The sequence below is a fragment of the Phaeobacter sp. BS52 genome, from assembly GCF_045040595.1.
GTDB lineage: Bacteria > Pseudomonadota > Alphaproteobacteria > Rhodobacterales > Rhodobacteraceae > Phaeobacter > Phaeobacter piscinae.
On record NZ_CP090662.1, the window covers coordinates 1,608,125 to 1,621,365 of the forward strand.

13 protein-coding genes and 2 pseudogenes are annotated in these 13,241 nt (G+C 62.4%); 12 read left to right on the plus strand and 3 right to left on the minus strand.

Annotation, left to right across the window (positions count from 1 at the left end):
* Position 1: 1 nt before the first annotated feature.
* From L0Z65_RS07805 to L0Z65_RS07860, 12 genes and pseudogenes are all read left to right on the plus strand, one after another.
* Positions 2–712: a transporter substrate-binding domain-containing protein gene (locus tag L0Z65_RS07805; protein ID WP_014874269.1), complete on the plus strand. Its 711-nt coding sequence runs from the start codon at positions 2–4 to the stop codon at positions 710–712.
* Between the two features lie 113 nt (positions 713–825).
* On the plus strand, positions 826–1,707 hold the full coding sequence (locus L0Z65_RS07810; RefSeq protein WP_405112495.1) for an ABC transporter permease: 882 nt from the start codon (positions 826–828) through the stop codon (positions 1,705–1,707).
* The gene (locus tag L0Z65_RS07815; RefSeq protein WP_405112155.1) at positions 1,704–2,510 is read left to right on the plus strand and encodes an ABC transporter permease; all 807 of its coding nucleotides are present in this window, start codon (positions 1,704–1,706) and stop codon (positions 2,508–2,510) included. The genes L0Z65_RS07810 and L0Z65_RS07815 overlap by 4 nt, the downstream gene beginning before the upstream one ends.
* A gap of 160 nt (positions 2,511–2,670) precedes the next feature.
* Positions 2,671–3,991: pseudogene (locus tag L0Z65_RS07820) on the plus strand (glutamine synthetase family protein).
* Between the two features lie 93 nt (positions 3,992–4,084).
* Positions 4,085–4,765, plus strand: a complete 681-nt coding sequence (locus tag L0Z65_RS07825) for a type 1 glutamine amidotransferase (protein ID WP_405112158.1) — start codon at positions 4,085–4,087, stop codon at positions 4,763–4,765.
* On the plus strand, positions 4,765–6,123 hold the full coding sequence (locus L0Z65_RS07830; RefSeq protein ID WP_040177998.1) for a glutamine synthetase family protein: 1,359 nt from the start codon (positions 4,765–4,767) through the stop codon (positions 6,121–6,123). The genes L0Z65_RS07825 and L0Z65_RS07830 overlap by 1 nt, the downstream gene beginning before the upstream one ends.
* A 114-nt stretch (positions 6,124–6,237) precedes the next feature.
* Positions 6,238–7,549: pseudogene (locus L0Z65_RS07835) on the plus strand (NAD(P)/FAD-dependent oxidoreductase).
* 171 nt (positions 7,550–7,720) lie between these two features.
* Positions 7,721–8,941, plus strand: coding sequence for a DegT/DnrJ/EryC1/StrS aminotransferase family protein (locus L0Z65_RS07840; protein WP_040177997.1), 1,221 nt, complete (start codon positions 7,721–7,723; stop codon positions 8,939–8,941).
* A 168-nt stretch (positions 8,942–9,109) separates the two neighbouring features.
* On the plus strand, positions 9,110–10,051 hold the full coding sequence (locus L0Z65_RS07845; protein WP_405112162.1) for a nucleoside hydrolase: 942 nt from the start codon (positions 9,110–9,112) through the stop codon (positions 10,049–10,051).
* The gene (locus tag L0Z65_RS07850) at positions 10,048–10,575 is read left to right on the plus strand and encodes a GrpB family protein (RefSeq protein ID WP_405112165.1); all 528 of its coding nucleotides are present in this window, start codon (positions 10,048–10,050) and stop codon (positions 10,573–10,575) included. The genes L0Z65_RS07845 and L0Z65_RS07850 overlap by 4 nt, the downstream gene beginning before the upstream one ends.
* Positions 10,572–11,021 (plus strand): GNAT family N-acetyltransferase, encoded by a 450-nt coding sequence (locus L0Z65_RS07855; protein ID WP_405112168.1) that lies wholly within the window; start codon positions 10,572–10,574, stop codon positions 11,019–11,021. Before L0Z65_RS07850 ends, L0Z65_RS07855 begins: the two co-directional genes overlap by 4 nt.
* A gap of 701 nt (positions 11,022–11,722) precedes the next feature.
* Positions 11,723–11,998, plus strand: coding sequence for a glycine zipper 2TM domain-containing protein (locus tag L0Z65_RS07860; RefSeq protein WP_024097740.1), 276 nt, complete (start codon positions 11,723–11,725; stop codon positions 11,996–11,998).
* A gap of 207 nt (positions 11,999–12,205) precedes the next feature.
* Here the strand turns inward: L0Z65_RS07860 and L0Z65_RS07865 are convergent, their stop codons facing one another.
* From L0Z65_RS07865 to L0Z65_RS07875, 3 genes are all read right to left on the minus strand, one after another.
* Positions 12,206–12,463: a hypothetical protein gene (locus L0Z65_RS07865; protein WP_040177992.1), complete on the minus strand. Its 258-nt coding sequence runs from the start codon at positions 12,461–12,463 to the stop codon at positions 12,206–12,208.
* 245 nt (positions 12,464–12,708) lie between these two features.
* The gene (locus L0Z65_RS07870; protein ID WP_405112172.1) at positions 12,709–13,032 is read right to left on the minus strand and encodes a hypothetical protein; all 324 of its coding nucleotides are present in this window, start codon (positions 13,030–13,032) and stop codon (positions 12,709–12,711) included.
* 8 nt (positions 13,033–13,040) lie between these two features.
* Positions 13,041–13,226, minus strand: a complete 186-nt coding sequence (locus L0Z65_RS07875; protein ID WP_405112175.1) for a hypothetical protein — start codon at positions 13,224–13,226, stop codon at positions 13,041–13,043.
* Between the last annotated feature and the right edge of the window lie 15 nt (positions 13,227–13,241).

A 13,241-nucleotide genomic window follows, 5' to 3' on the forward strand; every position in this document is an offset into this window, starting at 1 on the left:
CATGAAATCTCTTATCCTCGGCACCGCAGCCCTGGCCCTCACTGCAGGCATCGCAATGGCGGACACTGTCCGTCTGGGCACCGAAGGCGCCTACCCTCCGTATAACTTCCTGAACGATGACGGTCAGGTTGACGGTTTTGAGCGTGAGCTGGGCGACGAGCTGTGCAAGCGCGCTGAGCTGGACTGCGAATGGGTCACCAACGACTGGGATTCGATCATCCCCAACCTGCTGTCCGGCAACTACGACACCATCATCGCCGGCATGTCGATCACGGCCGAGCGTAAGGAAGTTGTGAACTTCACCACCGGCTACACCCGCCCGTCGCCCTCCGCCTATGCGGCGATGTCGGCTGATGTGGATGTGAACAGCGCCGTGGTGGCAGCTCAGGCCTCCACCATTCAGGCCGCCCATGTCGCCTCCACCGGTGCCACCCTGGTTGAATTTCCCACTCCGGATGAAACGGTTGCCGCTGTGAAAGCAGGCGAAGTGGACGCGGTCATGGCCGACAAGGACTTCCTGATCCCGATCGTGGGCGAAACCGAGATGGAATTTGTCGCAGATGACGTCCTCTTGGGCGACGGCATCGGCATGGCGTTCCGCAAGTCCGATGACGAGCTGCGCGGCAAGTTCGACGTGGCCATCGAATCGATGAAGGCAGACGGCTCCCTGAACGCTCTGCTAGAAAAATGGGAAATCGAAGGCCAGTTCTGAGCCCTCGCATCATCCTGATATCAAAGAAGGGGGGCGCCATGCCCCCCTTCACCCTTGACCGGTCCCGGCCCCATCGGTGCCCCTGACCCGTCCTTGTCCGAACGAGGCCCGCCATTTTCTCCTTTTGCTCTGATCCGGCCAGCCTGGAGGGTTTCCAGTGGCTGAGCTGTTACCTGACCACCGGCAAGCATTTTGCTTTCTACGCCTCCTTTGGGACGGTGCTGCTGCTTCTGGCCGTCACCGCACCGGCAGCACTGGCGTTTGGCTTCGGCGGCGCCATGGCCGCCCGGTCGCATTTCACACCGCTCTCCTGGCTCGGGAAGGCCTATATCGCTGTGGTGCGCGGCGTGCCGGACATCGCATTTTTCCTGTTTTTCGTGATCGCATTGGATCAGGGCATTGAATATCTGCGCCATCAGGTGAAATGCCCCGACTGGGACGCGCCCGTACGGCAGGGCAATGACTTCGTTGTCTGTGACATCGCCAAGATGCCGCTCAGCTCCTCCGATCAGTGGATCCACGAGGTCTACGGCTTCTCGCTAGCGGTAGTGACCTTTGCCATCGTGTTCGGCGCCTTTGCAGCCAACGTGCTGTTTGGCGCGATGCGGGCCGTGCCCCGTGCCCAGATTGAGACCGCCGAAGCCTATGGCATGACCCATCGTCAGGCCTTCTGGCGCATTCTGGTACCGCAGATGTGGACCTATGCGCTGCCTGGCCTGTCCAACCTGTGGATGGTGCTGATCAAGGCCACGCCGCTGCTGTTCCTTCTCGGAGTTGAGGATATCGTCTACTGGGCGCGTGAGCTTGGCGGCTCCAAAACCGCCCGCTTCACCGATTACCCCCATGGCGACTGGCGGATGTGGTATTTCCTCGGCCTGCTGGTGTTCTACCTCGCCTTTACCAAACTCTCCGAAGTCGTGCTCGAACGTATCCGCACCCGGCTCGCCCATGGTCAGGCCACCCTCGCAGGTGAAGCGCAAAGGAAAGCGTCATGAGCTGTATTCAGACCCTTCAGGACTACGGCCTGCGCGCACTCGGCATCGGCGAACGCATGTTGCCCCGCAGCGATTTCACCCTCTGCGACCAGTTTGTCCTCATCGGCTCGGGCATGCTGTGGAACATCTACTTCGGCGCTATCGCCGTCGTCATCGGCTTTGTCATCGCCAATGGCGTGGCACTGGCCAAGAACTCTACCTCAACGCCGCTGCGCAAAACCGCTGAATGGTTCATCTTCATCTTCCGTGGTTCGCCGCTGTTCATCCAGTTCTTTTTTGCCTACTTCCTGTTCCTGCAGCTGAAGTCGGTCTCGCCAATCTTCAATCCGCTGTCGGCGGCCTGGCTTGGCGCGCTGATCGTGCTGATCCTCAACACCGCCGCCTATTCCGCCGAGATCTTCTACGGCGCGCTGCGCTCGATCCCCAAGGGCGATATCGAGGCGGCAGATGCCTATGGGCTGTCCGGCTGGACCCGCTTTCGCCGAATCATGTGGCCAACAATGATGCGTCTGGCTTGGCCGTCCTATACGAATGAGGCGATCTTCCTGTTCCATGCCACCACGCTGGTGTTTTTCTCCGGGTTCCCGGCCTGGCAACAGCGCGGCGATGCGCTCTATTACGCCAGCTATTTCGCGGATAAGACGTTCAACCCCTTCGTGCCCTACCCGATCCTGGCCTTCTATTTCATCCTGCTGACGCTGGTGGTGATTGGCATCTTCGGCGTGATCAACACCCGGCTGAACGCCCATCTGCCGCAGGAAAAACGCCGCAAGATCCGCTACAGGCCCAACCTGATCCGCTGATCAACTTGCTGGAACCCAGCAACCCAAAGGCGCCCACTGCGGCGCCTTTTTCTTTGCCCTGCCGGTGCCTGTGATCGGGTCAACAAAACTTTTGATCAAATTTTCTTTGCGTCTCGCGGATCCTGCTTTAGTAATGGGGCAATCAACTAGGGAGCCTCCGATGGATCTGTCTCATCTGCGCACTATCCGCATCGCCGCCTGTGACCTGAACGGGCAGATGCGTGGCAAGCGTATGCCCGTGGGGCTGGCAGACAAGCTGGCAGATGGCGCCGCACGGATGCCGATCTCTACCCTCAACGTCGATCTTTGGGGCCGCGATGTCGAAGACAACCCGCTGGTGTTTGAGACCGGCGACGCCGATGGCGTGATGCTGCCAACCGAACGTGGCGCCGTCCCGATGCCCTGGCTGGCCAACCCATCCGCGCTGGTCCCGATGGCGATGTACTGGGAAGACGGCCGCCCCTTCATGGGCGACCCGCGTCATGTGTTGGCCGATGTGCTGACCCGCTACCAGCAGCGCGGCTGGCGCGTTGTCGCCGCCACCGAAATGGAGTTCAGCCTGCTGGATGACAGCGGCGCACAGCTGAGCCCCGCCCATCGACCCGCTCACAGGCCGGGAGCTGGATCAGCAGTCGGTCCTGTCGGTCGCGGAACTTGATGCCTTTGATGCGTTTTTCACCGACCTCTATGAAGGGTCGGAGGCGATGGGCATTCCCGCCCAATCCGCCATTTCGGAGGCGGGGCTGGGCCAGTTTGAAATCAACCTCAACCATCAGGATGCCATGCGCGCCGCCGATGATGCCTGGCTGTTCAAGGCCTTGGTCAAAGGTCTGGCCCGCAAGCACGGTTTTGCCGCCACATTCATGGCCAAGCCCTATGCCGAAGAGGCTGGAAACGGCATGCATGTGCATTTCTCGGTCGAGGATGAGGGCGGCAACAATATCTTCAACGATGGCACCGAACGCGGCTCGGATCTGCTGATGAACGCGGTGGCCGGCTGCCTCACCGCGATGCCCGCCAGCACGCTGATCCTGGCCCCACACGGCAATTCCTATGACCGGCTGGTGCCGGGGGCCCATGCGCCCGTCAGCGCCGCCTGGGCCTATGAAAACCGCACCGCCGCAATCCGTATCCCCGGCGGCAGCCCCAAGGCGCGCCGCATTGAACACCGGGTCGCTGGCGGCGATATCAACCCCTATCTGATGCTTTCCGTGGTGCTCGGCGCCGCGCTCGCCGGGATCGAGGACGCCGCCACGCCCCCTGCCCCGTCCGAGGGCAACATCTATGAGATTGACGGGTTGCCGCAGCTGGCCCCCGACTGGAACGCCGCGATCGACCTCTTCGACAGTGACCCGCTGATCGCACGGATCCTGCCCGACCGGGTGATCCGCAATCTGGTGATGATGAAACGTCAGGAGCTGGCAGGCTTTGCCGAGCGCCCGGCGGAGAGCCATTGGCTGTCCTGGCTTGAGGCGGTATGACATCAGCCTGTCAAAGCCCACAACGCTCCGCATCAAGCGCTTGCCTGAGTTGCGGACCTCGGCTAGGCTTAATTTGATCAAATTTGGTGACCCATGAAAATCGGCATTCTGCAAACCGGCCACGCGCCCGAAAACCTGATCGGCAACTCGGGCAACTATGACCAGATGTTCCGCAACCTGCTGGCCGACGGCGATTTTGACTTTGACACCTACGCGGTGGTCGACAACGTCTTTCCCAGCGGCGCCGACGCAGCAGACGGCTGGCTGATCACCGGCTCCAAACATGGCGCCTATGAAGACCACGACTGGATCCCCCCGCTAGAGGATCTGATCCGCGAGATCCACGCCCGCAAACAGCCACTGGTCGGCATCTGCTTTGGCCACCAGATCATTGCGCAGGCACTTGGCGGCAAGGTTGAGAAATTTGCCGGCGGCTGGGCCGTCGGCCCGGTCACCTATCAGATGGATGGCAAACCGCTGCGGCTCAATGCGTGGCATCAGGATCAGGTCACCGCCCTGCCCGAGGGTGCGCGGGTGCTGGCCGGAAACGACCACTGCAAGAACGGTATCCTCGCCTATGGTGATCACATCTGGACCCTGCAACCGCATCCCGAATTCGCCAGCAGCTTTGTAGGCGGTCTGATCGACAGCCGCGGACGCGGCGTGGTGCCGGATGCGATCCTGGATGCCGCCAGCACAGAATTACACCACCCGGTCCAATCGGGTGAAATCGCAACCTTCCTCAATGCCTTCTTCCAGAAAGAGAGGACCTGATGTCAGCCTGGCTCGACACCCTTCCCGAAGCTGCAAAAACCTATCTGGAGGGCCGTCGTCTCGACGAGGTTGAATGCATCATCTCGGATCTGCCGGGCATCGCCCGGGGCAAGGCGGTGCCAGCGTCCAAATTTGCCAAGCAGGATTATTTCCACCTGCCCGACAGCATCTTCTACCAGACCATCACCGGCGATTGGGCCGAGGCAGCGGATGACGATGGCTGGATCGAAAAGGACATGATCCTGAAACCGGACATGTCCACCGCCACCGCCGCCCCATGGACCGGTGACTGGACGCTGCAAGTCATTCACGACGCCTATGACCGCGATCACAAACCGATCCCCTTCAGCCCACGCAATGTGCTGAAACGGGTGGTTCAACTCTATCATGATCGCGGCTGGGATCCGGTTGTGGCACCGGAGATGGAGTTCTTTCTGGTCGCCCGCAACACTGATCCTGCGCGCGGGATCGAACCGATGATGGGCCGTTCCGGCCGTCCGGCCGCCGCCCGCCAGGCCTATTCCATGACCGCCGTGGACGAATTCGGACCGGTGATCGACGATATCTATGATTTCGCCGAACATCAGGGCTTTGAAATCGACGGCATCACCCAGGAAGGCGGTGCCGGGCAGCTGGAAATTAACCTGCGCCATGGCGATCCGGTGAAGCTGGCGGATGAGGTGTTCTATTTCAAACGGCTGATCCGCGAGGCCGCGCTACGCCACGACTGTTTTGCCACTTTCATGGCCAAGCCCATTGCCGATGAACCCGGCTCTGCCATGCATATCCATCACTCGATCATCGACATGGAGAGCGGCGACAATATCTTCTCCGGTCCACAAGGCGGCGAGACGGATGCGTTTTACCACTTCATCGGCGGGTTGCAGAACCACCTGCCCGCCGGTCTCGCGGTGATGGCGCCTTATGTGAATTCCTATCGCCGCTACGTGAAGGAACAGGCCGCCCCGATCAATCTGGAATGGGCGCGCGACAACCGCACCACCGGCATCCGGGTGCCCCTCTCCGGCCCCGAAGCGCGGCGCGTGGAAAACCGCATCGCCGGTATGGACTGCAACCCCTATCTGGGCATCGCGCTGTCCCTGGCCTGTGGTTATCTCGGTCTCACCCGCGAGGAACGCCCCCGCAAGCAGTTCAAGGGAGACGCCTACGCCGGTGACGGCGATATCCCCCAGGTGATGGGTCAGGCGCTCGACCTCTTTGAGGAAGCCACAGACCTGCATGAGGTGCTGGGGCCGGAATTTGCCCGCGTCTATTCCATCGTGAAACGCGCCGAATATGACGAGTTCCTGCAGGTGATCTCCCCCTGGGAGCGGGAGCATCTGCTGCTGAACGTCTAACATTCTCAGCGCTGGCGTCCTGGGAGATGTCAGCGCTGGTGAGTATTTATGGAAAGATGACAGGCAGTTGCGCTTCGCAGTATAGGCGGCGCCTGCCGGGGATTGAGGTGTGCCATGGCGTTGAACCTGCTTTACTCCAATGACCGCAAGGGGACCTATCCCAACAGCTGGTACGCCGCCACCGCCACCCCGCTCGCGCCCTTTGCCCCCTTGCAAGGTGATGCTCGGCGCCGATGTCTGCGTTGTTGGCGGCGGCTACACCGGCCTCTCCGCCGCATTGCATCTGGCGGAGGCCGGGCGCTCGGTCATCCTGCTGGAGGCCAACCGTGTCGGCTTTGGCGCCTCGGGCCGCAACGGCGGTCAGCTGGGCAGCGGCCAGCGCATGGAGCAGGATGGGCTGGAAAAGCTCATGGGCGATGCCGACGCCGCCAAACTCTGGTCTCTGGCTGAGGAGGCCAAGGATCTGGTGAAATCCCTGATCACCCGCCACGACATCGACTGCCACCTGAAACCCGGCATCGCCCATGCCTGTTTCTCCAAAGCGGAAGTCGACGACGAACATCGCTATGTCGAGCATCTGCAAAACCGCTATGGCTACGGTGAGATTTCTGCGCTGGACAAGGCCGGGCTGGAGGCGATCTGCCCCTCGCCTACTTATGTTGGCGGCTCGCTTGATACCGGGGCGGCCCATTTGCACCCGTTGGCCTATGCCCTCGGCCTCGCCCGTGCCGCCGCAGCAGGCGGGGTGCAGATCTGCGAGGGCAGCGAAGTGCTCGACATCGAAGACGGCGCGCAGATCCGCCTGCGCACCGCCGAAGGGCAGGTCACCGCCGACCATCTGATCCTGGCCTGCAACGGCTATCTCGGCGGCCTCAACCGGCAGGTGGCCGCGCGGGTGATGCCAATCAACAATTTCATCGCTGCCACCGAACCTCTTGGCGAGCAGGCCGCCCGTGTCTTGGCCCGCGATGTGGCGGTGGCGGATAGCAAATTCGTGGTGAACTACTTCCGGCTCAGCCATGACGGGAGATTGCTGTTTGGCGGCGGTGAGAGCTATGGCTACCGCTTCCCCAGCGATATCGCCGCCACCGTGCGCAAGCCAATGACGGAGATTTTCCCGCATCTGCGTGATGTAAAAATCGACTACGCCTGGGGCGGTACCTTGGCCATCACCCTGAAACGGATGCCCTATCTGGCCCGGCTTGCCCCGAATATCCTCAGCGCATCGGGCTATTCCGGCCATGGCGTCGGCACCGCCACCCACGCCGGTCAGCTGATGGCGCGCGCCATCGCCGGTGACAGTGACGGCTTCGATACAATGTCCCGCGTGCCCGCCCCCGCCTTCCCCGGCGGCGCGGCCATGCGCAGCCCGCTGCTGGCCTTGGCCATGACCTGGTATTCGCTGCGGGACAGGCTGGGTATCTAAAGATCCTGCAAGGCGCCCGCCAATGCGGTGCGCTCCCTCTTGCCCCGGACAGACCCAAAGCAACAGTTTCGTGAAATTCGTCGCCAAAACCCGCCAGTCCGTCCGGGGGTGCTTGGCATTCGCCTTGAGACCTTTTATATTTTTGAAAAGGTAACTTCAGGATTTTGAAATATGAGCCAGGCATCCCCGTCGCAGGTCCCGAATGTCCATCAGGCAGAACCCATCCCGGAGGCCGCGCGCGCCGCGCTTGAGGCGCTGATGCACTCTGGCGATCTGTTCCGCTATACCGCGCCGCAGGATGCGCCCGTCGCCCTGCTGGAGGAGGAATTCGCCCAGCTCCTTGGCAGCAAGTACGCGCTGGCGGTGTCGTCTTGCTCGGCGGCCCTGTTCCTGTCGCTGAAGGCGCTGGACCTGCCCCGTGATGCGCGCGTGCTGATCCCCGGCTTTACCTTCGCGGCGGTCCCCTCCTCCATTGTGCATGCCGACTGCGTGCCGGTGCTCTGCGAGGTGGGCGCGAACTACCGCATCGACATGGCTGATTTCGAGGCCAAGCTGGACGATGTGCAAGCCGTGATCATCAGCCATATGCGCGGCCATACCTCCGATATGGATGCGATCATGGCGCTTTGTCAGGCCCGCGACATTCCGGTGGTCGAAGACGCCGCCCATTCACTGGGCACCACCTGGCATGGCCGCAATATCGGCACGCTCGGCGCGATCGGCTGTTTCTCCTTCCAGTCCTACAAGATGATCAACGCCGGTGAAGGCGGCATTCTGGTCACCGATGATGCTGATCTGGTGGCCCGTGCGGTGATCATGTCCGGCGCCTATGAGCACAATTGGAAGAAACATAAAGCCGCGCCGGGGGACAATACCGGTGCTCTGGAACAGGCCTTTGCCAAGTGGCAGAACCAGCTGCCGCTTTATAATCTGCGGATGAGCAATCTTTCCGCTGTGGTGATCCGCCCGCAATTGCCGGAACTGGCCCGCCGGGTTCGCGATGGGCTGAAGAACCACGACTACGTGGCCGATCAGCTGAACCGCTCGCCGCATATCGACGTGCCCGCACCGCTGGCACCAGAGCAGCGCGCCCCGGATTCGATCCAGTTCAATCTGGTTGATATGAGTCATGATGAGATCACCCGCTTTGCCGCCGCAACCGAGGCACGGGGCGTCAAGGTACAGATCTTCGGCCGTTCAGCAGACAATGCCCGTGCCTTCTGGAACTGGCAGTTCCTGCGCGATATCCCGGAGCTGCCGCAGACCCGCGCCATGCTGATGCAGGCCTGCGATGTCCGCCTGCCTGTGCGCCTCAGCCGCGACGAGCTCGATGTGATTGCGGGCATTCTGCTCTCTGCGATGGACGACACCATGGGCGCAGCCGCCGCCTGATCCTTCTGCACAAGCCAGACCCACCGCTAAGGCGCGCTATATCCGGCGCGCCTTTGTCCGTGTGAGGGTGGGAGGAAACCGGCGAATTCCCGACCGCAGCCCGCGCCACCGCTGGACATTGCCCGCCACCCTTGCGAGGGTCGGCGCGACGACCAGAAGGACAGCCCCATGAGCGCGCGCAAGATTATCATCGACACCGACCCCGGACAGGACGACGCAGTCGCCATTTTGCTGGCACTGGCCAGCCCGCAAGAGATTGATCTGCTTGGCATAACCTGTGTTGCTGGCAATGTGCCTCTGGCCCTGACCCAAACCAACGCGCGCCGCGTCTGCGAGGTGGCTGGCCGCCCGGATGTCGCCGTGCACGCCGGCTGTGACGCCCCTTTGCACCGGCCCCTGATCACCGCCGAACATGTGCATGGCAAAACCGGTCTGGACGGGCCCGAACTGTGGGATCCCACCATGCCGCTGGCGGAGGCGCATGGCGTTGATTTCATCATTGACACCCTGCGCCGCGAAGCGCCCGGCACCGTCACGCTCTGCCCGCTGGGGCCGCTCACCAATATCGCCGCCGCCTTTCAAAAGGCCCCCGATATCGTGGACCGCGTGCAGGAAATCGTGTTGATGGGTGGTGCCTATTTCGAGGTCGGCAACATCACCCCGGCAGCAGAATTCAACATCTATGTCGACCCGGAGGCTGCCGCCGCAGTGCTCACATCAGGTGTGCCGGTCACCATGATGCCGCTGGATGTCACCCATAAGGCGCTCGCCACCCGCGCACGCGTCGAAAGGATCCGTGCCCTCGATACCAAAGTGGCGCGTTTCACCGCCGAGATGCTTGATTTCTTTGAACGCTTTGATGTGGAGAAATACGGCTCCGAAGGTGGCCCGCTGCATGACCCTTGCGTCATTGCCTATCTGATCCGACCAGAGCTGTTCTCGGGCCGCCATGTCAATGTTGTGGTGGAAACCACGTCCGAGCTGACGCTGGGCATGACCGTGGCCGATTGGTGGGGGGTCACCGACCGCCCGGCCAATGCGCTGTTCATCGGCGATCTGGAGGCCGATGGCTTCTTCGATCTGATCACCAGCCGATTGGCCCTGCTATGAGCCTGATCGTTGCCCCAGATCCCAACTGGCCGACACAAGCCAAGGCCGAAGCAGACCGCTGGTCAGACAGCAGGATAGACGGCTTGGTGACGGTGCATCATATCGGGTCGACCTCGGTGCCTGATCTGCCCGCCAAACCCATCATTGACCTCATACCTGTCTTTGAGAGCGAAGCGGCCATGGATGCCGCCCGCCCACAAATTGAGGCGCTTGGTTTCGAATGGCTGGGTGAATTCGGCCTGCCCGGACGGCGCTACTGCCGCGCTGATGATCCAGAAACCGGAAAACGCCGGGTGCAGGCCCATTGTTATGTCGCAGGCTCTGACGAGATCACCCGCCATCTCGCCTTTCGCGATGCGCTGCGGGCCAACGCGGCACTGCGGGCGGGCTATGCGGCGATCAAGGGCAAATGTGCCGCGCTGCACCCCGGCGACATGCACGGATATGGTGACTGCAAATCAGATTGGGTGCAAAAGGCAGAAGCCCACGCGATCAACGCGCTGGCAGCAAAGGAAACCTCATGAGCGCCGCATTGCACCTCGCCCGCACCGAAGATCTGGACCGCGTTCTGGATCTGGTCGCCGCCTTCCACGCCGAGATGGGGATCCCCTCCGATGACACGCTGCGGCGGGCCGCGATTGAACCGCTGCTTGAGGGCTTACCTTATGGCGCGGTCTATCTGATCGGCCCCGCCCGCGCCCCAGTGGGCTATATCGTGGTCACCTTCAGCTGGTCGGTAGAGTTTGGCGGCATGGACGGCTTTGTGGATGAGCTGTTCATTCGCCCCCCGGTGCGCGGGCGCGGCATCGCCACCGAAGTGCTCTTTGCCCTGCCCCGCACCCTCGCAGCGGCTGGCATCAAGGCGCTGCATCTCGAAGTTGACAAAACCGATGAGACCGCCCGCAACCTCTATGCCCGTGCCCGGTTTGAACCGCGCGACACCTACATGCTGATGAGCCGCAAGCTCTGATCCTGCCGCAGGGCGAGCGGTCCTAACGGCTACGACAGGGCGGCCAAACCAACCCGTCCAGTCGCCCCGCGCTGCGCCCGCAGCAGTTTTTCCACATGTTTTTTCCCACGCAGAGGGAACCCTTGCACAGGTTGCGCGTTCCTTCTCAGACAGCGCACGGCAGAACCCGACAGTCTTCCGCACCGCTGACCGATATTGAACACACCGTGGGACGTGTGGGAGCGCGCCGCCAGAGAGAGCTTTGGCAGCGCAACTGAGACAGCGGCAGAAGCCGCAACGTATGGCCACCCACCGGGGTGGTCGCCAAGGCAAAGCTGACGGCACAAACACCAGCATGGGTCCGGCGCATTCCGATGGGATATGCCCCCTCAACACCGGCTTAGGGGAGCCGAGAGGGACCAGATCCAGACTGCTGCGGCCACATCAATGGCCAAACCGGCCGGGGATCAGGGGTGAGACCCGGCCAGCAGACCAGAGCCTCCCCAGGGGTGAGGTGGCTCTGGTCTGCCACAGAATTCAACCGGATCTACCGCGCCCCCCGCGCGGCGTGGCCCCCTGTCTCTGCTCGGACGGGGGCCACCCTTAGACCACACAGCGACCACTCCAATCCGGTCGCTCCGCATCGCAAGATCATCGCGACCGCCACGACCCAAGTGCGTCCGGCTCAACAGGACCGCATATAAGACAGGAAAGGAACCCTTATGAAAACGCATATTCTCGCCGGGCTCAGCGCAGCCACTCTGGCCCTCTCCGCCTGCTCTGACCTCACACCCGAACAACGCACCGTCGCCGGGGTCGCTGGTGGTGCCGCCGCCGGTCTGATCGCCGCCGATGCGCTCAAGGCGGATGATGACTGGCGTCTGATTGCCGCCCTGGGTGGCGCGGCGGCGGGCACCGTGGTGGCCCAGAACAACCAGTCCCGCCAATGCGCCTATTCGCGCGGCGATGGCACCTATTACACGGCGGCCTGCCCCTAAGGCCCAGGTCGACCAGCCACCCCACGTCTGACCGCGACCCAAACGGCCCGACATGGAAATATACAGACGAAAAAGACCCTGAGAGCCAACCGCCCTCAGGGTCTTTCCCATTCGCCAACGGCTGAAAAAGCCGCGCCCCCCGTCGGCGCAGGCCCCCCGGAACAGAGAGAGGGCCCAGATGCTGTCGATCCCCCTTGGCAGCGCGCGTCAAAGCCCCCCGGCAACAGTCGCGCCCTGTGTCATCGACAGGCTAAGAACCGGATCGCTCATCCCAACAGTCTGCCCGCTCAGCGGATAGCGCCCAGGCCCCGCGCATCCCGCCAGCAGCGCCACCGCAACAACAATCCCGATGGGCAGCCAGCTTCCTGCACCGGCCGTCGCAAGAGCAGCGCCAACCGGCACTGTTGCGTCAGCCTTGGTCACCGAAACGGTTGGCCGGGCTTTCGGATGTGGTCTTACACGCATGGTCTTCCCCCTCCTCAGCCAGCGCCACCCCCGTAGCGCCTGACCCAGAGACTGCCACAGCCGTCCTCACGCGTCTGTGAACAAGGCCACAGACGCGCGCTATTCGCACATATTTGAAGAATGAGCCTTGAACTGGCCGAACGACAGGCCCATCGCCAGCAGCTGCCCGGTTGGGGCCTACCTAGGACAGGACGTCGAGAAGGCGCAGATTGAAATCGCCGCCCCACGCGAGGGGCGGCCGCGCCTCAGGCCAAGCGGCGCATCAATTGCAGATCACAGGCCGTGGCATAGCCCATCGCGCGCTTGATCCCCGGCAGCATGGCTGCACCGTTCATGGCGAAACTCAGCTCAATCAGCCCCGTCTCGCCATAGGCCGCGCGCACAATCTCCCGTGCCTCCGGATCATCCGTTCGCGTACCAGCCACAGCCCCAGAAAGCCGCACCACCGCCTCCAGCTCCGGCTCCAGCGTGCCCCCCGTCAGGATCGACTGGATCAGCTCCGGCGCCAGCCCTGCGGCTTTTGCCAGGTTGATCTCCGCCTCAACGCAGGTGCCGCAATCCGCACTCAACGCACCGGTCAGCCGCGCCGCGTGATAAGCCGCCGCTGCAGCACATGACGGTTGGGATCCAGAAACCCGAAGACCCGATTGTAACGCGTCAGCAGGCCAAAATCAGCCTCCGCAATCGCATGGGAATACTCCAGAGAAACACCCACCCGGCGCTCCGCGCGTCGAATGAAAAAATGCGCAATTTTTTTAAGCATGGTCAAACACCACAA

Bases quoted from the DNA above. Each gene is read 5' to 3' on its own strand.
- L0Z65_RS07825 (WP_405112158.1), top strand. From the start codon at position 4,085: ATGAAAATCGGCATTCTGCAAACCGGCCACGCGCCCGAAAACCTGATC.
- L0Z65_RS07815 (WP_405112155.1), top strand. From the start codon at position 1,704: ATGAGCTGTATTCAGACCCTTCAGGACTACGGCCTGCGCGCACTCGGC.
- L0Z65_RS07840 (WP_040177997.1), top strand. From the start codon at position 7,721: ATGAGCCAGGCATCCCCGTCGCAGGTCCCGAATGTCCATCAGGCAGAA.
- L0Z65_RS07845 (WP_405112162.1), top strand. From the start codon at position 9,110: ATGAGCGCGCGCAAGATTATCATCGACACCGACCCCGGACAGGACGAC.
- L0Z65_RS07875 (WP_405112175.1), bottom strand. From the start codon at position 13,226: ATGCTTAAAAAAATTGCGCATTTTTTCATTCGACGCGCGGAGCGCCGG.
- L0Z65_RS07865 (WP_040177992.1), bottom strand. From the start codon at position 12,463: ATGCGTGTAAGACCACATCCGAAAGCCCGGCCAACCGTTTCGGTGACC.
- L0Z65_RS07805 (WP_014874269.1), top strand. From the start codon at position 2: ATGAAATCTCTTATCCTCGGCACCGCAGCCCTGGCCCTCACTGCAGGC.
- L0Z65_RS07850 (WP_405112165.1), top strand. From the start codon at position 10,048: ATGAGCCTGATCGTTGCCCCAGATCCCAACTGGCCGACACAAGCCAAG.
- L0Z65_RS07860 (WP_024097740.1), top strand. From the start codon at position 11,723: ATGAAAACGCATATTCTCGCCGGGCTCAGCGCAGCCACTCTGGCCCTC.
- L0Z65_RS07855 (WP_405112168.1), top strand. From the start codon at position 10,572: ATGAGCGCCGCATTGCACCTCGCCCGCACCGAAGATCTGGACCGCGTT.
- L0Z65_RS07830 (WP_040177998.1), top strand. From the start codon at position 4,765: ATGTCAGCCTGGCTCGACACCCTTCCCGAAGCTGCAAAAACCTATCTG.